Here is a 20,379-nt window from a genome sequence, read left to right as displayed (position 1 = left end):
AAAATGTTAGAAATAGTTTTAACTATTTCTAACATTTTTTATCTTATACTAATTTAAAAATAATTATTATAATATAATAATTATAAGCTATTGAAAATGATTTTCATTGATGGTAATATGGATATATAATTATATTAATAAAATTAATCATAGAAGATATTATTTGAAAGCGGTGAAACTTTGGACTTAAATGAAACTAAACGAATAGATAAAAATGCTCTTTTATTCACCTTATCATTTGGTGTTATGGGAGGTATTTTTGGATTAATAAATGATGCTTTTAGATCATATATAAGAATTGTTAATTCTGATGTATCTAAAAATTTTACTATTTATATAGGAATAGCAATGATTATACTTACTTTAGTTATAATTTCCATAAATAAATTTGGCTTTAAAAAAATATTGATTTTTTTAGAACTGTTAATTATGGTAGCATTTTTTACAGCTATAACTATTCCAAACTCATACATATTACCTCTTGACATAATAGCACTACAACTTGGATATAAAGCATTTAATTTTATAATAATACTAGTTATGGTATCTTATAGCTCTATAGGAAATAGAATATTTAGATTTGCAAGAGCTCTATTATTGTATGTTTTTATTGAAGCTATTGTATCAATGTTTGATGGTAAATTAGTTATCTACATATTCAAAAACTTCTTAAATATTACATATACAAAAGCAAATCTTTTATCAAAAAATATTGATAAATTATCTAGCTTACAATTACATAGTTACTTAATTTCTTATAAAATAGTAATAATTTTAGGTATACTTCTTACTATTTTTAGTCTATCTTTTTTATTATTCATAAAAGAAAAAGAAAGTGACTTCAGAGACCCAATACAATTTAATAATTGGAAAGAAAAAATAAGTGCATACATAGATTTTGGAATTTTTAAAGATAAATATGTTATTATATGGATAATATACTCTACTCTTATGAGCTTGGATTCTACTCTAATTGCTCCTAATTTAGCAGTATATTTGAGTAATTACCTACATATTGAAAGAGGTGTTGTTTCAACATTAATATCAGCTAAAAGTTTTGGTGAAGTTTTCCTTTTACTTGTAACACCTTTCCTAGTTAAAAAATTAGGTGCTATAAAAGCTTTCTCATTACTTTTACTTTTCTCAGCACCGTTAATGCTACTTTTAACCTTTGGTACTTCATTTGGTACATCTACAATACTTGTAATAGGTATTGCACTGTTTTTTAGATATGGGTTTACTATGGCTACACATCCAATACAAAACAGTTTAGAACTACTTCTTGTTAAGAAAAATTTAAGAGCCTTTTTAGTGGCATCAACAGTAGCACTTGATGGAATTATATCATCTTTTGTAGGCTTTTATGGAAAGAAAGCTTTTTTCTATAGTGCATCTGGATATCAAAGTTTATTTATGATATTTACTATTGTATTTGTCATAAGTGCTATATTAATTTACTTTGGTTATAGAAAAAGATTTAAAACACTTTAATTTATATAAAAATATCACAAACCTTATAGCTATAAGCTTTGTGATATTTTTATTTTTTGTGTTATAATAATCTTTGCTATTAGAAATAATCTATAATAATATATATCTTAAAGTAGATATTTTACTGTAAATAATTAATTTTTATATAAATTACTAAAATTTTATAATTAGGAGGAAAAGTTTTGAGTTTAATAGATGAAATAAAAAAAAGAAGAACCTTTGCTATAATCTCTCACCCTGATGCTGGTAAAACCACACTTACTGAAAAGTTCCTGTTATATGGAGGAGCTATAAGAATGGCTGGTTCTGTTAAGGCTAGAAAAGCTGCTACTCATGCAGTATCTGACTGGATGGAAATTGAAAAACAAAGAGGTATTTCTGTTACATCTTCTGTTATGCAATTTAACTATGATGGATATTGTATAAATATATTAGATACACCAGGACACCAAGACTTCTCAGAAGATACTTATAGAACGCTTATAGCAGCTGATTCTGCTGTAATGGTTATTGATGGTGCTAAGGGTGTCGAAGATCAAACAAGAAAATTATTCCATGTTTGTTCTTTAAGAGAAATTCCTATATTTACATTCATAAACAAAATGGATAGAGAAACTAGAGATCCTTTTGAACTTCTTGAAGATATTGAATCAGAACTTGGTATAAAATCTTACCCTATGAATTGGCCAATTGGTGTTGGTAAAGATTTTAAAGGCGTTTACGACCGTAAAGAAGAAAAAGTTATTATTTTTGAAGGTGGAAATCATGGTCAAAATGAAGTTAAAGAAACTATCATTGATATAAATGATGAAAACATTCAAAATGTATTAGGGGAAAACCTTTATGAAAAACTTATGGAAGATATTGAACTTTTAGATATAGCTGGTGATGATTTTTCTGAAGAAAAGGTTAGAGTTGGAGAACTTACCCCAGTATTTTTCGGTTCTGCTTTAACAAACTTTGGTGTTGAACCATTTTTAAAGGAATTTTTAAACCTTACATCATCTCCTCTTCCTAGAAATTCTAGCATAGGAGAAATTGATACCTTTGAAGAACCTTTCTCTGCTTTTGTATTTAAAATACAAGCTAATATGAATAAAGCTCATAGAGATAGACTTGCATTTATGAGAATTTGTTCAGGTAAATTTGAAAAAGGTTTAGAAGTTAACCATGTTCAAGGTGGAAAAAAAGTTAAACTTACTCAACCTCAACAATTTTTAGCTCAAGATAGAGAAATCGTTGAGGAGGCTTATGCGGGAGACATAATTGGTGTATTTGACCCAGGAATATTTTCAATTGGAGATACTTTATGTGTAAACCCTAAAAAATTCAAATTTGACGGTATTCCAACATTTGCACCTGAACATTTCGCAAGGGTTAAACCTGTGGATACAATGAAAAGAAAGCAATTTATAAAAGGTGTAACTCAAATAGCACAAGAAGGTGCAATTCAAGTCTTTAAAGAACTTCATATAGGAATGGAAGAAATTATAGTTGGAGTTGTCGGCGTTCTTCAATTTGAAGTTTTAGAATTTAGGCTTAAAAGTGAATATAACGTTGATATAAAAATGGATAGATTACCATTTAGATATGTTCGTTGGATAGAAAATGATAATGTTGATGTTGATAAATTAAACCTTACATCAGATACTAAAAAAGTTAAGGACCTTAGAGATAGAAATCTTTTAATATTCCAAAATGATTGGGGTATTAGTTGGGCACTTGAACATAATTCTGGACTTATCCTGTCTGATGTAGGAAAAGTTACTGATTAATCTAAGCTTTATATAAATTTAAACAAAAAAACAAATTACTAAATCTGCAAAATTTTAATTATGTAGATTTATGTAACTTGTTTTTTATTTTAAGTCTGCATTATATTCCTAAAACAATTTTCTCTATTGCTTTTCCAACTCCGTCGCATTCATTATTATCTGTTATATACTTTGCGGCTTCTTTAACATCTTTCCTTGCATTACCCATAGCAATTCCAAAACCTGCATTTTGTATCATTGATAAATCATTTTCACTATCTCCAATACAAATTATTTCATTTTCTTTTATTCCTAATATCTTTGCAAGTTGCTTTATTCCACTCCATTTGCATGTACCCTTTGGCATAACTTCAAAATTATTTGACCAAGAACTTACAACCTCTAAACCTTCTATTTCTCTCAATTCTTTTTTTGCTCTATTCAAAGCATCAATATTTTCATTTTCTATACATATAGCTTTCAAAATATCTCCTTCATTTTCTTTAAAAGCTATATCTACATCCACATTTTCAAGTATTGTTATTTTATCTTCATTTCTTTTAGCTTTTCTGTTTGTTTGCTTATAGGCATGATTTTCATTTAATGTTTTTTCTAAGATTATTCCATTATATAAATTATAATAAACATTTAAATTATGTTTTTTAATAACAGAATCTATTACTTTAAGCTGGTCATAAGTTAATGCAGATTTATATATAATCTCTTCTTTATCTTGCTCTTTTATAAATCCTCCATTTGATGCAACTATTGGGGTTTCTATTCCAAGTAAATCTGCATAAATTTTAGCCGATTTAAATATTCTTCCTGTGGTTATAGCAACCACTATTCCCTGTTTTATTGCTTCTTTTATTGCTTTTTTATTTCTCTCACTTACTTCATGCTTGCTATTTAAAAGAGTTCCATCCATATCTATACAAATCATTTTATATTCCATAATTAAATTTATTGCTGTATTTTAGCAATGTCCTCCTTTATTACAATATTTATTTTTTACTTTTATATAATTTGAATAATTAAAAATTAATATTACATATGTACTAACCTTATATTATCCAATTATTTATTAAATACATAATCATATTTTTTCTGTGGAATAATATTATTAAAATAATTGAAGGGAGGTCTTTTTAATGCAAAAAAATAAAGTTACAGAAAATACCAAAGTAAAGCATAATACCTATGCTCCAGATATGAGAAATTTTTTGGAACCAGCTCCTGAGGATTTAATTTCTGGAGAAGGTAAAACTAAAACAACTTTACCAGATCACACTAAAGACCCAATAGTATGTAACAATATTGCTTCTCAAGAATTTGATTATACTGACAATTTAATCGATAGTGGAAAGCTATAATATTACACAAACTAACTTTACTGTAAAGTAAATTAAACCACATTTGTACTAAAAGAGGCTGTATTATAAATAATACAGCTTCTTTTTATTAAATTTTATAAAATTCTTCAAAAGATTTTATACAATCACTATGATCCTTAACTGCCGCAAGTTCTCTTATTGAATGCATTGAAAGTATTGGAGTTCCCATATCAACTATTCTTATTGGAAGATGTGTTGAAGATATTGGTCCTATTGTTGAACCTCCTCTTAAATCTGACCTGTTAACAAATCTTTGAACATTAACTCCAGCCTTTCTACATATCAATTCATAAACAGTTGCTGTGTCACTATCAGTTGCATAACTTTGAGATGCTGCAATCTTTATGACAGGTCCACCATTTAAAACTGGTCTTACAGTTGGATCATGTTTTTCAGGTACATTTGGATGAACTGCATGAGCTAAATCTGCTGATATTAAGAATGATTTAGAAACAGCTCTTAAAAAATCTTCTCTTCCCTTTCCAAGACCTAAAACTATTCTCTCTAAAATCATTGATAACATTTCAGAATCTCCGCCTTGTTTTGTAGAGCTTCCAACCTCTTCATTATCAGTAGCAATCATTATATTAGTAGCTAAATTTACATCAGTGCTAATTAAAGCCTCAATTCCAGCATGAACCATAGCTAAATCATCTAATCTTCCAGAAGATATAAATTCTTCATTTAATCCCATTAAACATCCCTTTTCATATTCATAAGGGTAAAGTTCAAAATCTATAATGGCTTCCTTTGAAACATTTAATTCTTTCGCTAAAAGTTCTAAAAGATAATTTCCTTTTTCTAATTTTTCATTTATTAAAGATAGAAGTGGAAGAGTATCTTTTTGTCTATTTATCTTAAATCCATCATTAACTTCTCTGTTCATATGAATTGCAAGATTTGGAATTACAAGAATTGGTCTTTTTATGTTCACAAGTTTACTAACTGGATATAGAGGATTATCTCCTTCTAAAGTAACTCTACCAGCTAAAGCTAATGGTCTGTCAAACCATGTATTTAATATTGGTCCTCCATAAACTTCTGTATTTAACTTAATATAAGCATTTTCAACTACAATATCTGGATTTGGTTTAATCCTAAACCCTGGTGAATCAGTATGAGCACCTACAAGTTTAAAACCATGCTCCGCCACATCACCATTTCCTACTTTAAAAGCTACAATAGCAGAATTATTTTTAGTTACATAATATTTTCCTTTAGGAACTAAACTCCATTTGTTCTCTTCTTTTAATTCTATAAATCCTTCTTTATTTAATCTATCTTTTACATTTTCTACAGCATGAAAAGCTGTTGGACTATTATAAGCAAAATCTATTAAATCAAGGGCAATTTCTCTTGAGTTATTCATAAAAAATCTCCTTTCAAGTTTAATTAATCTATCTATACTTTAACACATATATCCTTTTTAGTGAACTAACTATCCTATCTCTCTGTAATATTAACCAATCTTTACATAAGATGAACTTACATACCCTTCTATTCTCTTTCCATTAATATAATAAGCTATTCTTAACCATTTTCCATCTTCATTTAATATAATAACTTGTGATTTAGGTTTCAATGTTCCAATTACAGCATAATTAGTTCCCGCCCCTTTTCTTACATTTAAATTTGCAGTTGTATTTGTCGTAACACCTGTTTTATAAGTTATCGTAGAACCCGAATTATTATTTGTATTATTGTTTGAAGAATTTCCCAAAATAGTTACATAAGACTTCGATACATACCCTTCTCTTCCATCATATTGAACTTTGTAAAAACTATTTTCTTCGCCCATTATAGTTACTTGCTTTCCATTATAAAGTCTATCTACTACCGAATAATTAGTTCCTGGACCTTTTCTTACATTTAATGATGTATCAACCTTTACAACTCCTACTTTAGTAGTCGCTTCTGTATTATTACCATTATTTACATTGTTATCTTCATATCCATTATAAGCCTTCGCTTCTGTAATCAAATTATAAATTCGTTGTCCATAAGTATCATTGTTTTTAGCAGCATCAACTAATGAACTGTATTGGCTTGTACTATATCCTGGAACAGCCCATTTCCCTGAAAGTTCTTCAACAGACTGTGCACTTCCTCTTGTTACATACTTAAATCTTGGATCAACTAAATCTAAAACCAAAGAATCTTTTGAAGCATAAGCTTTTAAATGTTGCACTTGTGCTCTTAATCCAAGTCTTGGAGTTTTAAATTTTTCCTTAACTCCAGCTGCTCCTGTTGCTCCAAGTCCAGCATAATTATTATCATTAGCATCAACTATTCCACCATATTGAAAATACCCTGTTTCCCAAATTGCTTGAGCTATAACTATATCTGGTCTAACCTTTTCGATATTAGCCTCTTCATAAGCTAAATCCACAAATTCATCTATGCTACAATTTAATTTATATACATAGCCTTTTTTTTCTGCTATTTCATTAAAATATTTTTTAAATTCCTCCTTGCTAACCTCTGCATTCCCAATTATACTGTGAGTTTGAGAATATATTTGAATTGATTCTTCTAATGAATCATCAATTGCTGGTCCATCTATATACATAGCATCATTATTATCTTTTATATCAATAATTTTTTCTTCTAAATTATCCTCTGCTAAAACACATGTATTATTTACAAAAATGCCTGTTCCTAAACCTAATATCATCATAAAACTACACAATTTTTTTCTTTTCATTGAATTTCCCCCTAATATTCAATTTTTAATATTTATATTGGTAAATTTAAATAATAGCATAAAATTTTATTAATATCCTTATAATATATTGTACCACAATTTGTATTAATTAAATTAATTTTGTAATATTTATGTATTATTTGATTATTTAAACAATTTATTTTCTATATTTATATGTAAATAAACATGATTATTAAAATCATTCTTATTTAAGTAAATTTTTTCTAATTTTTTTATTTTTTTTTTAAATTTTAGTGTTTTATTTCATATATTAATGTTATAATAATGCTCATGTAGTTTAGGAAAGGGAGGAAATGACATGCTTTCAAAGCTATTAATTAAAATTTTTATTAAAAATTCTGAAAACATACAAGATAATTCTGTAAGAGATAAGTATGGATATTTTGCTGGAATAGTCGGTATTGTATTTAATCTTCTACTTTTTTTTATAAAATTATTTGTAGGAATCATCACTGGAAGTATTGCTGTTACAGCTGATGCATTTAACAATTTATCAGACACTATATCATCTATAATAACAATACTTGGATTTAGATTATCTAATCTTCCACCTGATAAAGAACATCCATTTGGACACGGTAGATCAGAATACATAGCATCACTTATTATGTCTTTCATAATACTTATGGTTGGTTTAGATTTCGCAAAATCATCAATTACAAGAATACTAAACCCTACACCTGTTCATTTTGACATACTTGCATTTATTTTATTACTTATAACAATAATAGTTAAAATTTGGCTTAGTCTTTTTAATAGATTCGTTGGTAAAAAGATTAATTCAAAAGCTCTTGAGATATCAGCTTTTGATTCTCTAGGAGATGTTTTTGCTTCAAGTATAGTTTTAATTTCATTCGTTGTTGCAAGATTCACATCAATTCCTTTAGATGGATATGTTGGACTTTTTGTATCATTGTTCATACTTTATGCTGGATACAAACTTTTAAGAGAAACAATAAGCCCGCTTTTGGGGGAATCACCAGATCCAAAACTTGTAGATAGTATAAAAGATGAATTGCTATCTTATGATTATATAACTGGTGTTCATGATTTAATAATTCACAATTATGGAGTTGGAAAATTTATGGCATCAATTCATGCTGAAATACCTGCTAATATAGATATAATGACAATTCATAATGTCATAGATTTAGCAGAACGTGAAATATCAGAAAAACTTAAGATAGTTTTAGTGATTCATATGGATCCTATATCTATTGAGGAAAATGAAGTTAAATCAGCTAAAGAACTTATAGAAAAAATAATCAGCAAAAAACCTATAATAACATCTATTCATGATTTTAGGATTATTGGAAAAGGTGAAAAGAAAAGTTTAATTTTTGACGTTGTTATTAGACCAGATGATGCTCATAAAAAAATTTCAGATGATGAAATTATTCAATTTATATCTGAAGAAACAAAAAAAATACATAAAAATTATAAATGTATTATTACAGTTGATAGAGAGTTTATTTAATAGTCCTCTTTTTATTAAATTGTGATTCTATAAAAATTTAAAAATCAATATTTGTAATAAAATTTGTGTAAAATAAAATTCTAAGAATAAACATCTTAGAATTTTATTTTATCTTAATTAATTATTTTTATATTTTTTTCTTTCACTAATTATAATTAACATAAGTATACAAACACCTATTATTGTTAAGCCTGCGCCTTTATAAATACCATCTGGAATAAATACAAGTTTTATGTTTTGAGTTCCTTGATTTAATTTTATCTCCATGAAGTTATATTTAGAAAGAATCTTAACTTTTTTACCATTTATATAAGCGCTCCAACCACTATCATATGGTATTGATAAGAACAATATATTGTTATTTCCTTGTGCTGTTACAGTACCTGTTATTTGTGTATTTGTAACCTGTAAATCTTTTATCGAATTATTCTTCAATGTATCAATGCTTTTTGCAAATGTACTAACATTTAATCCATAAAATTGAATATGACTTATTACAAAATCATTATCAACTAATTCTAATTGAACTGTTACATTTTCTCCAGCCTTAAAATAACCTAAGCTTATTATTCCATTGTTCCATGAACCACCATAGGTGCTCATTTTTTTACCATTTACATAAAGATAAACCGCTCTTTGAATTCCATCATTTAAATCCATATAAAGCTCTTGATTCTTCGCATTCATAATATTAAACGTTAGAACTCCAGTCTCCTTATCATTTATTTTCTCCACAGCCAGCTTACTCTCTCCATCAGCAACTATCTGAGCATTACGTAGGCTTATTGTATAATCTGAATCAGCTGGTTCTAAATACTCCTTATAATTTGTAGTATTAATTTCATTTCCAAGCATACTATTTAAAAATAAATTATTATTTACAAACATGTTTGATGTAAAATCTATATTTTTATCCATAAAACCATTGTTTACAACATAACCTATTGGAAGAGAATACTTATATTCATTAATTACTTTTCCATATCCTTCAGCAACTTCAGTATATAAATCACCTAAATAATTATTAGCCATTACATATTTTACTCCAAGTAACGAATTTAAAATAGCAGTAGTACCTGAATACGTAGTTGCTAAATTAACTCCTGCATTACCAAGTCCCAAATCATAATGCAAAAACTCTCCTAAAGGTTGATATGTAAATGAAGTAAACGATGCTATGTTATTATAATCTAAAGCCATCCCTCTATTATATCTTCCATCAACTTCAGCCATTCTATAAAAGCTAGTATCTTTTTCTTTTATTTCATTTACTAAAGGTTGAGAACTTATAATATTGGAATATACTTTGCTTCCTATAGAGCCCACATCATTATTTATATCACTTATATATAAAGCTGAGCTTAGTGTTAATTCTCCAAATATCATTATTATCATAAAAATTGAAACATTTTTCTTTAAGTCAGGTCTATTTTTATACAGATATAAAAGCACTACATATATTATCACCATTACTATATTACCTGCAATTACAAGCATTCCACCTGCACCTACATAAGTAAAAAGTAAATATACAAGTATGCAAATTAAAATAACTCCTGATATTATTATACTTTTATTTGAACTATATTTAATGTTTACAAATTCTTTATATGCGTAACTTAACATCATAAAAGAATACACAAAAGAAAATCTAAACATATACCATATAGGAGTTTCAAACCCTTGCCATGCTAAATCTACTATGGGCACTGTAAAACTTACAAACATCCCAATGTACATTAAAAGACTTATAATCTTTTCCTTTTGAGATATCTTTTTATTAAAAAAATATGGAATTAATAATATAAGTGGAATAAGCCCTATATATATATTGGGTTGACCATAGGAAATTGCTTCATATGTACCTGCAAAAAATTTTGATAAAAATAAATTAAAATTAAATGTATTTATAGGATTGCTAAGATATATCTGTGTTCCTGTATTTTTAATAGCAAAATATGTAGGAACAACTAATATACCAGAAATAAGAGCTGCGACAACAGCTGAAAATAAAAACCTAGCTAATGCTTTAATGAATTTTTTCCAATCTGTTACTTTATTTTCTGTAAAATATCTAGATAAAAAATAAAGCAAAGCAAATCCACCAACCATATATGATATATAAAAGTTATCTAATATCATAATAGCTAAAAATACAATAAAAAATGTTTTTTTCTTTTCTTTTATTAATTTTTCAACGCCTATTAAAACAAGTGGCAGAAGAATCACTCCATCTAGCCACATTATATTTAAATAATACATTACAACATATCCCATTAAAGCATACATTGTTGAAAAAAATACTGTGTATATATTTATTTTTTTGTACATGTATTTTATAAATATAATAAATGTTAATGATGATAATGCTACTTTTATAAGTAACAAAGTCATCATAAAATTTTGCATATCGGATTTTGGGAAAAGTAAAACTAAAAATGATAATGGACTTGCTAAATAATAAGCAAAAATTCCTATAAATCCTCCACCCAAACTTAATTTCCATGAATATAATAATTGAGAAAAATCACCACTAGATAATATACTTTTGTATAATGAATAAAAATTTGCATATTGATTATACATATCTCCAATTAAGATACTTCTAAAACCAAAAGCTCCTGCTCCAATAACCGTAAAAGCTATGTAAAGTATTAAAGCTGGCGCTATCATGCCAATGATTAAATATTTTACAAAAGTTTTTTTCTCTGTTGATTTATTCATATTTTTCTCCTAATCAAAATCTCTAACCTTTTCTCCATTATATTCTTCAACAAAATATAAAGGTCTTCTTTTCGTTTCATTAAAGACTCTTCCTATATATTCTCCTATAATACCTAGAGATAATAATTGAACTCCACCTAAAAATAGTATAACTGCCATAAGTGATGGATATCCTTTAACAGCTTCACCCATTATTAAGGTTCTTGCTATTATTATTACTATATAAACAAAGGCACAAAAAGAAATTATAACACCTAAAAAGCTAGAAATTCTAAGAGGTTTAGTGGTAAAAGACGTTATTCCCTCTATTGCTAAATCTATAAGTTTCCAATAATTCCACTTAGTACTTCCCGCTACTCTTGGGTCTCTATCAAATAGTATTTCCTTTTTATTAAAACCTATCCAACTAAACATACCCTTAGTATATCTCTCTGATTCTCTAAATTTTCTAAGAGCATCTACACATCTTCTATCTAATAATCTAAAATCACCTGTATTTTTTTGAATAGGTATTCTAGTACTTTTTTGTAACATCTTATAAAAAAGAGATGATGTGAATTTTTTCATAAAGCTTTCCCCAGCTCTACTTTTTCTTTTAGCATATACATCGTCATATCCTTGTTCCCAATATTTTAACATCTCTTCTATAAGTTCTGGAGGATCTTGCAAATCAGCATCTAATATTATACAACAATCGCCAGTTACATAATCTAATCCCGCTATCATAGCAGTCTCTTTTCCATAATTTCTTGATAAATTTATGTAACACATTCTTTTATCTCTTTTTCTTAGTTCTCTTAAAATATTTAATGTATTATCTTTGCTACCGTCATTTATTAACAACACCTCAAATTCATAATTGTTTAATTTATTTATAACATTTTCCAACCTGTCATAGAGAGTATATAAAACCTCTTCTTCGTTATATGCAGGTATCAAAATACTGACCTTTTTCATTTTTTTCCTCCTAATATAACTTAATATTAAATTAAACTTATAATATTTAATGCTATTTCATAGCTATAAAGATGGCACCAATTATTATTAATATAATACCTATAACCTTATCTTTATTAACTTTTTCTTTTAGCATCAATCTAGATATTATAATAGTCCATATATAAGTTATGGCTGTTAACGGCAACACTATACTGTATGGTAAATATTTTAAAGCTACTATGTTTAATACTGCTGCTATAACATATAATATTCCACCAATGTATAAATTTAAATTTAAAAACACACTTCTAAACACATTCTTAAAATCTAAATGAGCTGCTCCTTTTTTAAAAAAGAATCCACCTAAACTTCCCATCAGCGTCATAATTGGAAATAATAAATATATTTTATTCATTTTTACCTCCCCTAGCTATGGAAATAACTCCTGCTATTATAATCACAATTCCTATTAATTCCATAGGAGATACAACTTCACCCAAAAATATATACCCAATTATAAGAGCAAATACATAGCTTACACACATAAGAGGCTGTATAACTGAAAGCTGTCCAAACTTAAGAGCCACTATCATGAGAAGAGCTCCTATTCCATACAAGAAAAATCCTATCAATAAATATAAAATATTTATACTGCTTATTTTCCAAAATAATTGTCCAAAAGATGTACAAACTGCTGACAGTATTATTAGAGTTATACCCAGTGTCATATTATTCTTTTTTTCCATACTACTTTTCTCTCCTATTTTTTTCACACTCTAAGTATTTCTTGTTTTCAATTTTAAATTAACAATTTTATAAATTAAAAGTTTTAATTTACATATTACTAACAAACCTATTTAATTATAACACTTATTTAAGATTTGCAACAAAAAAAAGTCTAAAAATGATACTAACTAGATTATTATATCATCTTTAGACCTTGAATTACTAACAGAAATGAATTTTTTTTGATAAATTATTAATTGTATCGTATATTTATAATATTTTAGATAAAAATTCTCTAGTTCTTGAATTTTTTGGATTAAAAAATATCTCATTTGGTGCACCTTTTTCAATAATTTTTCCATTATCCATAAAAATTATTCTGCTTCCAACCTCCTTAGCGAAGCCCATTTCATGAGTTACAACCACCATAGTCATCCCATCTTTTGCTAATTGTTTCATAACATTTAAAACCTCTCCAACCATTTCTGGATCTAATGCAGATGTTGGCTCATCAAAAAGTATAACATCTGGCTCCATAGCCAATGCCCTTGCAATTGCTATTCTTTGCTTTTGCCCTCCTGATAATGAACTTGGATAACTATTTGCCTTGTCAGAAAGTCCAACCTTTGCTAGAAGTTCCATAGCTTTTTCAATAGCTTTTTCTTTTGATATCTTTTTGACCTTAATAGGTGCCATAGTTATATTTTCTAAAACTGTTTTATGTGGAAATAAATTAAACTGTTGAAAAACCATACCCATTTTTTCTCTTATTTTATTTATGTCACACTCTTTATTTGTTATAGATTTTCCCTCAAAAGTTATTTCTCCAGAAGTTGGTTTTTCTAAAAGGTTTAAACATCTTAAAAATGTACTTTTTCCAGAACCTGATGGTCCTATAAGCACTAAAACTTCACCTTTTTTAATATGCTCATCTATTCCTTTTAAAACCTGAGTTTCCCCAAAACATTTATAAAGGTTATTTACATAAAGCATCTGTATTCATTCTCCTTTCTATATACTTTATAACTCGTCCTAAAGTATAAGTTAATACAAAATAACAAATTGCTGAAATTATAAGTGGCTCAAAAGACCTAAATATTCTTCCAGTAACCTTATTTGCAGCATACATAAGCTCTGCAACCCCAATAGTTGATGCCATTGATGATTCTTTTATAACTGCTATAAACTCATTTCCAATGGCAGGTAATATATTTTTTATTGCCTGTGGAATAATTACCAAAAACATTGCCTTAGAATAATTCATTCCTAAACTTCTTGCAGCTTCTAATTGCCCTTTATCAACTGCCTCTATCCCAGCTCTTATAAGTTCTGATACATAAGCTGCTGAATTTAATGATATTGCAAGTATACCTGACGCTATGGCTGGCATATCTAAATTGAAAATTTGATCCACTCCATAATATACAATCATTATCTGTAAATAAAGAGGTGTTCCTCGCACCACTTCAATATAAGTGCTTGATAAAACTTTAAAAATATTTATTTTAAGTATAGTAAATTTGCTTTTTTTCATTGCATATAAAACTATTCCAAACAAAGTCCCCAAAAACACAGAAATTAAAGATATAAATAACGTTAATTTTATTCCATCTATAAAATACATATAGTAATCTGACAAAAAGCTAAAATCCATAAAACCCCTCCATGTATGATTTCCAAATATTAATTACAAACCATTGCATTTGCATTTACAACAAATTCATCTATTTTCCCGTTGCTTATTAACCCATCTATTACATTATTAACTTCATCTAATAAATCACTTGAGCCTTTTTTAACAGCAATAGCTGCCCCTCCGTCATCATACTTAACAGGTATTTCAGTTAAAAATAAATCTTCATTAGTAGTTAAAATTGTTTCAGCTACTGGTTTTTCAACTACTACTGCATCAACCTTTCCTGACTTTAACTCCGTAATTAATTGATCAACCTTTGTAAGCTCTGTTATATTAGCATTTTCTATTTGTTCTTCTGCTATACTTGCTTGAATAGCTCCCATTTGAACTCCTATTTTTTTATTAGCCAAATCATCTAAACTTGTATAAATATTCTTATTGCTATCTAAGACTAAAATAGATTGAATTGCTTTATAATATATATTAGAAAAATCAACACTCTTCTCACGCTCTGCATTAGGACTCATTCCTGATATAACCATATCAATTTTTCCAGATTGAAGTGCAGCTAAAAGCATTCCAAAATCCATTTCTCTAATCTCAAGTTCTACTCCTAAACTACTTGCTATTTCATTTGCAACATCAACATCAAATCCTACAATTTGATCTTTTCCATCTATAATTGTATGAAACTCATAAGGTGCATAATCAGCACTCATCCCAACAACTAATTTCCCTGTATTCCTTATATTATCTAAAGAACTTGACTTACTAGATGATGTACTTGCAGTACCACTATTAGATGAACAACCTATCAATAAATTTAATGCAACACCCATTACAGATAAAGCTAAAACACCTTTAAAAAATCTCTTTTTTATTTTCATTTAAAATCCCCCACTTTTTTAATATTAACTATTAATAAGTTTATTAACTATCATCTTGATATATGAATTATTATACATTTTTTTGAATTATTATGCAATAGTTTAAATTTATTTATCATTAAATTGCTTTTGATAAATAAAAAAACTTGCTAACTATCTCTAGTTAGCAAATTTTTAAAATTTAAGATTTTTATTCTAATGTAATGTCTTTTAATCTATGAAGGGCTCTAGTCGCCATTATATATTTTATTAAATCCTCTTCTTTATTTTCTTTAGAAGATTCTTTTATTTCAGCTATTATAACTCCATCAAATTCCAATCCTTTTGCTAAGTAAGACGGAATTATTACAACACCACCCTTATAAATTATATCTTCTCTATTAAATTTAACTACATGAATTTTCTCTTTTATAATATCATATATTTGTTCTAATTGATTTTGGTCTTTTGTTATAATAGCTATACTATCTAACTTATCACTATTATATTCATTTATACAATTTATTATCTTATCTCCAAAATCATCTTTATTTTTTACGTTTATAACTTCAACATTCTTTCCATTTCTAACTAAAGGTGTTATTGAAGTTTCTTTTAAAAATTTATTTGCATAATCTATTATTTCAAAAGTACTTCTATAACTCCTATTTAAGTTAAAAACTTCAATATCATCTAAATTTAAAATATTATCTAAATTAAGCATAGCAGGAATTTCTGACACTTTATTTATTCTTTGATTTACATCTCCAACTATTGTGAAATACTTGCTTCCTGTCAATTCTTTTATTACTTTAAATTGAATTGGAGAATAGTCTTGTGCCTCATCTATTATTACATGACGATAACTTTGTTTTGCCTTTTTACCTTCAAGATTTATCATCAAATATAAAATAGGTGCTAAATCATTAGTTGTTAATATTTTATTATTATTAAATTCATTATATATTTTAACTATGCTTTTCTTTCCAAGCCAAGTTTCTATTTCTTGCCTTGAATTCATAACTTCTTTAACAATTTCCCTAACTTCTATACTTCTTTTAAACTCTATATTATTTTCTTCAATTAAAAGTTCTTCTGGCTTTAATGAAGATTTTAATTCATTTACTTTTTTATTTAATTCTCTAAACTTTTCATCTCTCTTATCTTTAATTTTAGAGATTAATATTCTTTTTATCTTTTCACTTCTCCTAAACAAAGGCATATATGCATAATGTTTTTCAAACATTTCTTTTATTTCATCTACCCCAACTACCTCTTCACCAAAATATTTAGCAGGTTCAATCTTAAAATAATTTAAATCCATATTCCTTATTAAAATATCTAAATCATCTATTATTTTTGTTGAATTTTTATACTTAGTGTCTTCTACAATTTGCTTATTACCAGAAACTAAAGCATCTAAATATTCCTCAAATCCTGCTATTTCTATTGGCTCTTCCAATTGCTCTGCTGCAAAATCTAAAAATGTCTGTTGTTTAACTTTTGATTCTCCAAGACTTGGTAACACCTGTGATATATATTCCATAAATATGTGGTTTGGACCTAAAATTAAAACTTTATCCTCAAGTTCTTTTCTATAATTATATAAAAGATATGCCACTCTATGAAGAGCTATAGTAGTTTTACCACTACCCGCTACACCATTTACAACTATATTCTTAGTTCTTTCTTTTCTCATTATGTCATCTTGTTCCTTTTGTATAGTCATAACTATATCTTTTAATTTTTCAGAGGAATTATTACTCAAAATTTCTTGTAAAATTTCATCTTTAATATCAACTTCAGAATCAAATATTCCCTTTAATTCACTCTTTTTAACTATTATTTGTCGTCTTTTTAAGATATCAGTTTTAACTTTCCCATCAGGTGCTGTATAATATGCTTCTCCTAAACTTCCATGATAAAATAATGATGCTATCGGTGCTCTCCAGTCAACAATTAACGGTTCAAAATCTCCTTCTGGAATAACTCCAAATCTTCCGATATACATTTCTTCTTCATCATCAAAATTAGAATCAATAAAATTTATCTTACCAAAATAAGGGGAACTTTTTAATGTAGTAAGTTCTTTTAATTTTTTATCTATAGAAGCAAAAGCCTGCTCCTTCATATATCTCTCATGATCAAAATATTCTATTAACTTATCTTCATCATCTCTATACTCTTCTATAGCATTTTTTCTATAATCTAATATATATTCTGTTATTTCTTTTCTTTTATTTATATAATTTAGAACCTCTTTGTTTAATATATTTAAAGTATCTTCTAAATGCTTGTTCTCTATTAAAAAATCATTATTCTTTTCCATTTTTTCCTCCTCATAAATTTATTAATTTTAAAGAAAAAATATTTAACTGTAAAACTTTTCTATCAAATTAACAAAACCTAGAATTAATAATAAAAGTGAGCTATGTATTAGCATAACTCACTATATTGTAACTTACTTTGTTTTTAAAATTAGAATTAGAATAAATTATTATTTGAAGAATTGTCTTCATCATCTTTATTTTTTAATTCAAAATTTTCATCTGACAAATTTTCATTATCATTAGAACTTTGAATAGTCATATCTGACTTTTTAAAATCTAATTGCTCTTCATTTTCTTTTTCTAATTTTAATGTCGATTCTTCTAAAGCTTCTTCCTTCAAAGCCTCTTCTCTAGCTTTTTGAATAGCTTCTTCCTTTTCTCTTCTCTTAGCCATAGCTAATTCTCTCAACATTTCTTTTTCATGCTTAGCTTTTTCATAAGCTTCTCTTTTTTCTGGATATTTTCCATAAACTATTTCCATGAACTCATCGCCCATTATAGTTTCTTTTTCTAATAAAACATTTGAAATTTCATCTAATAGATCTTTGTTTTCACTTAATATAGTTCTTGCCTCTTTATGAGCTGTTCTAATTATAGCTAAAATTTCTTCATCAACTATAGTAGATGTTTGTTCTGAACAATTTCTAGAAGCCCTCGCATCCAAATATCTGTTATTTATAGATTCTAAAGCCATCATATCAAATCTATCACTCATACCATAAAGTGTAACCATATTTCTAGCAGATTGAGTCGCTCTTTCTATATCATTAGATGCCCCTGTAGTTATACTTCCAAATTTAACCTCTTCAGCAGCTCTACCTCCAAGCATAACAGCTATTTGATCTATCATTTCATCCTTAGATACTAAATATTTTTCTTCTTCTGGAAGTTGCATAGTATAACCTAATGCTCCCATTGTTCTTGGTATTATAGTTATTTTATGAACCGGATCAGTATTATTTAAAAGAGCTGCCACAAGAGCATGACCTACTTCATGATATGCAACTATACTCTTTTCTCTAGGAGACATTATCCTATCTTTCTTTTCCTTACCAGCTATAATAACCTCTACAGCTTCTTCTAAATCTTCTTGTATAACTTCACGTCTACCATGCTTAACTGCCCTTAAAGCTGCTTCATTTACCATATTAGCAAGGTCAGCTCCAACAGCACCTGGAGTAGATTTAGCTATAGCCTTTAAAGATACATCATCTGCAAGTTTTACATCTTTTGCATGTACCTTTAAAATAGCTTCTCTACCAATAAGGTCTGGACTATCAACTATAACCCTTCTATCAAATCTACCAGGTCTTAAAAGTGCTTTATCTAAGACTTCAGGTCTATTTGTAGCTGCAAGTATTACAACTCCTTTTGAAGAATCAAATCCATCCATTTCAGTTAAAAGTTGATTTAGAGTTTGTTCTCTTTCATCATTTCCTTGAATAGCACCATCTCTACTTTTACCTATAGCATCAATTTCATCTATAAATACTATACAAGGTGCTTTTTCCTCTGCTTGTTTAAACAAATCTCTTACTCTTGAAGCTCCCATACCAACAAACATTTCAACGAAATCAGAACCTGACATTGAGAAAAATGGTACTTTACACTCTCCTGCAACAGCTTTTGCAAGGAGTGTCTTACCAGTTCCTGGAGGCCCAACTAAAAGAGCACCCTTAGGTAGTTTAGCTCCAATTGCAGTATACTTTTGAGTATTATGCATAAAATCTACAATTTCTTTTAAAGATTCTTTTGCCTCATCTTGACCTGCAACATCATCAAAAGTAATTCCTGTTTCATCTTCTGCATAAAGCTTAGCATTATTCTTTCCAAAAGACATAACGCCTCCACCCATCTTTTTATCTATCTTTCCAAACATAAATCTTCCTAGTAGGAAAAATATTAAAAGCGGTGCTACCCAAGACAATATAAATTCTAAAATAGGATAATTTTGAGGTTGACTTACTGTTATTTGCACATTAGCTGAAAGTAATTCATTTACTAGCCCATCATCCTTAAGTCCTGCAACAGCAGGATTTGTTGTATAAAGAATTTTTCCGCTTTCTTGAGTATTTGCCTTAGGTTCAATTTGAATTTGATTACCCACAAAATCAACAGATTGTATTTCTTTATCTGAAATCATTTGTTTAAATTGAGTATAATCTATGCTTTGATACATCATTTCCTGTTTAACCACATTAAACATAAAGATTATACCAAAAACTATAGCAACATATATAAGTATATATCTAAGTTTTTTCTTATCTTTAAACATATTCCTTATCTTTTACTCCTTTTCTTATAATTAATTATTTAA

At 27.6% G+C, this 20,379-nt stretch carries 16 protein-coding genes; 4 read left to right on the top strand and 12 right to left on the bottom strand.

The features are described 5' to 3' along the window. Positions 1-180 precede the first annotated feature (180 nt). Together HH195_RS01830 and HH195_RS01825 are read left to right on the top strand one after the other, a co-directional pair. Positions 181-1,491, top strand: a complete 1,311-nt coding sequence (locus HH195_RS01830) for a hypothetical protein (protein ID WP_196371357.1) — start codon at positions 181-183, stop codon at positions 1,489-1,491. A 182-nt stretch (positions 1,492-1,673) separates the two neighbouring features. Further along, positions 1,674-3,266, top strand: a complete 1,593-nt coding sequence (locus HH195_RS01825) for a peptide chain release factor 3 (protein ID WP_055258155.1) — start codon at positions 1,674-1,676, stop codon at positions 3,264-3,266. A gap of 100 nt (positions 3,267-3,366) precedes the next feature. Here the strand turns inward: HH195_RS01825 and HH195_RS01820 are convergent, their stop codons facing one another. After that, positions 3,367-4,200 (bottom strand): Cof-type HAD-IIB family hydrolase, encoded by an 834-nt coding sequence (locus HH195_RS01820; RefSeq protein ID WP_196371356.1) that lies wholly within the window; start codon positions 4,198-4,200, stop codon positions 3,367-3,369. A 196-nt stretch (positions 4,201-4,396) separates the two neighbouring features. Here HH195_RS01820 and HH195_RS01815 point away from each other — a divergent pair, with 196 nt between their 5' ends. Next, complete coding sequence (locus HH195_RS01815; RefSeq protein ID WP_058992740.1) at positions 4,397-4,618, top strand: hypothetical protein; 222 nt, start codon at positions 4,397-4,399, stop codon at positions 4,616-4,618. A gap of 88 nt (positions 4,619-4,706) precedes the next feature. On the opposite strand, the gene HH195_RS01810 is transcribed toward HH195_RS01815, so the two are convergent. Together HH195_RS01810 and HH195_RS01805 are read right to left on the bottom strand one after the other, a co-directional pair. Then, entirely contained in the window at positions 4,707-6,008 is a 1,302-nt protein-coding gene (locus tag HH195_RS01810) for a M18 family aminopeptidase (protein ID WP_196371355.1), read from the bottom strand. Between the two features lie 90 nt (positions 6,009-6,098). Continuing rightward, a complete protein-coding gene (locus HH195_RS01805) occupies positions 6,099-7,343 on the bottom strand; it encodes an SH3 domain-containing protein (protein ID WP_196371354.1) in 1,245 nt (414 codons plus the stop codon). Positions 7,344-7,662: 319 nt separating this feature from the next. On the opposite strand from HH195_RS01805, the gene HH195_RS01800 reads away from it, so the two are divergent. Further along, positions 7,663-8,841 carry a cation diffusion facilitator family transporter gene (locus tag HH195_RS01800; protein ID WP_055258144.1) on the top strand — a complete coding sequence of 393 codons (1,179 nt, stop codon included), beginning with the start codon at positions 7,663-7,665 and terminating at the stop codon, positions 8,839-8,841. A 117-nt stretch (positions 8,842-8,958) separates the two neighbouring features. Here the strand turns inward: HH195_RS01800 and HH195_RS01795 are convergent, their stop codons facing one another. The 9 genes from HH195_RS01795 to ftsH form a co-directional block, all read right to left on the bottom strand. Further along, positions 8,959-11,565: a YfhO family protein gene (locus tag HH195_RS01795; RefSeq protein WP_196371353.1), complete on the bottom strand. Its 2,607-nt coding sequence runs from the start codon at positions 11,563-11,565 to the stop codon at positions 8,959-8,961. 9 nt (positions 11,566-11,574) lie between these two features. Beyond that, the gene (locus tag HH195_RS01790) at positions 11,575-12,522 is read right to left on the bottom strand and encodes a glycosyltransferase family 2 protein (RefSeq protein WP_055258140.1); all 948 of its coding nucleotides are present in this window, start codon (positions 12,520-12,522) and stop codon (positions 11,575-11,577) included. Positions 12,523-12,574: 52 nt separating this feature from the next. Then, positions 12,575-12,919 carry an EamA family transporter gene (locus tag HH195_RS01785; RefSeq protein WP_196371352.1) on the bottom strand — a complete coding sequence of 115 codons (345 nt, stop codon included), beginning with the start codon at positions 12,917-12,919 and terminating at the stop codon, positions 12,575-12,577. Further along, positions 12,912-13,250 carry an EamA family transporter gene (locus tag HH195_RS01780; protein WP_055258135.1) on the bottom strand — a complete coding sequence of 113 codons (339 nt, stop codon included), beginning with the start codon at positions 13,248-13,250 and terminating at the stop codon, positions 12,912-12,914. The genes HH195_RS01785 and HH195_RS01780 overlap by 8 nt, the downstream gene beginning before the upstream one ends. Positions 13,251-13,500: 250 nt before the next feature. After that, the gene (locus HH195_RS01775; RefSeq protein ID WP_195923940.1) at positions 13,501-14,223 is read right to left on the bottom strand and encodes an amino acid ABC transporter ATP-binding protein; all 723 of its coding nucleotides are present in this window, start codon (positions 14,221-14,223) and stop codon (positions 13,501-13,503) included. Further along, complete coding sequence (locus HH195_RS01770) at positions 14,207-14,884, bottom strand: amino acid ABC transporter permease (RefSeq protein ID WP_196371351.1); 678 nt, start codon at positions 14,882-14,884, stop codon at positions 14,207-14,209. Before HH195_RS01770 ends, HH195_RS01775 begins: the two co-directional genes overlap by 17 nt. A gap of 29 nt (positions 14,885-14,913) precedes the next feature. After that, on the bottom strand, positions 14,914-15,753 hold the full coding sequence (locus HH195_RS01765) for a transporter substrate-binding domain-containing protein (RefSeq protein ID WP_196371350.1): 840 nt from the start codon (positions 15,751-15,753) through the stop codon (positions 14,914-14,916). 190 nt (positions 15,754-15,943) lie between these two features. After that, positions 15,944-18,061 carry a HelD family protein gene (locus tag HH195_RS01760; protein ID WP_196371349.1) on the bottom strand — a complete coding sequence of 706 codons (2,118 nt, stop codon included), beginning with the start codon at positions 18,059-18,061 and terminating at the stop codon, positions 15,944-15,946. A 155-nt stretch (positions 18,062-18,216) separates the two neighbouring features. After that, positions 18,217-20,337 carry an ATP-dependent zinc metalloprotease FtsH gene (gene ftsH / locus HH195_RS01755; RefSeq protein WP_055258127.1) on the bottom strand — a complete coding sequence of 707 codons (2,121 nt, stop codon included), beginning with the start codon at positions 20,335-20,337 and terminating at the stop codon, positions 18,217-18,219. Between the last annotated feature and the right edge of the window lie 42 nt (positions 20,338-20,379).

Source organism: Candidatus Sarcina troglodytae (assembly GCF_015708635.1).
In the GTDB taxonomy this organism is placed as follows: Bacteria; Bacillota; Clostridia; order Clostridiales; family Clostridiaceae; genus Sarcina; species Sarcina ventriculi.
Note: the sequence above shows the minus strand (reverse complement) of the source record. Positions and strands in the feature narration are given on the sequence as shown.

Excerpts from the sequence above, each read along its gene's own strand:
- HH195_RS01765 (WP_196371350.1), bottom strand. The coding sequence starts at position 15,753 with ATGAAAATAAAAAAGAGATTTTTTAAAGGTGTTTTAGCTTTATCTGTA.
- HH195_RS01780 (WP_055258135.1), bottom strand. The coding sequence starts at position 13,250 with ATGGAAAAAAAGAATAATATGACACTGGGTATAACTCTAATAATACTG.
- HH195_RS01770 (WP_196371351.1), bottom strand. The coding sequence starts at position 14,884 with ATGGATTTTAGCTTTTTGTCAGATTACTATATGTATTTTATAGATGGA.
- HH195_RS01800 (WP_055258144.1), top strand. The coding sequence starts at position 7,663 with ATGCTTTCAAAGCTATTAATTAAAATTTTTATTAAAAATTCTGAAAAC.
- HH195_RS01815 (WP_058992740.1), top strand. The coding sequence starts at position 4,397 with ATGCAAAAAAATAAAGTTACAGAAAATACCAAAGTAAAGCATAATACC.
- HH195_RS01775 (WP_195923940.1), bottom strand. The coding sequence starts at position 14,223 with ATGCTTTATGTAAATAACCTTTATAAATGTTTTGGGGAAACTCAGGTT.
- HH195_RS01805 (WP_196371354.1), bottom strand. The coding sequence starts at position 7,343 with ATGAAAAGAAAAAAATTGTGTAGTTTTATGATGATATTAGGTTTAGGA.
- HH195_RS01810 (WP_196371355.1), bottom strand. The coding sequence starts at position 6,008 with ATGAATAACTCAAGAGAAATTGCCCTTGATTTAATAGATTTTGCTTAT.
- ftsH (WP_055258127.1), bottom strand. The coding sequence starts at position 20,337 with ATGTTTAAAGATAAGAAAAAACTTAGATATATACTTATATATGTTGCT.
- HH195_RS01795 (WP_196371353.1), bottom strand. The coding sequence starts at position 11,565 with ATGAATAAATCAACAGAGAAAAAAACTTTTGTAAAATATTTAATCATT.
- HH195_RS01785 (WP_196371352.1), bottom strand. The coding sequence starts at position 12,919 with ATGAATAAAATATATTTATTATTTCCAATTATGACGCTGATGGGAAGT.
- HH195_RS01790 (WP_055258140.1), bottom strand. The coding sequence starts at position 12,522 with ATGAAAAAGGTCAGTATTTTGATACCTGCATATAACGAAGAAGAGGTT.
- HH195_RS01820 (WP_196371356.1), bottom strand. The coding sequence starts at position 4,200 with ATGGAATATAAAATGATTTGTATAGATATGGATGGAACTCTTTTAAAT.
- HH195_RS01760 (WP_196371349.1), bottom strand. The coding sequence starts at position 18,061 with ATGGAAAAGAATAATGATTTTTTAATAGAGAACAAGCATTTAGAAGAT.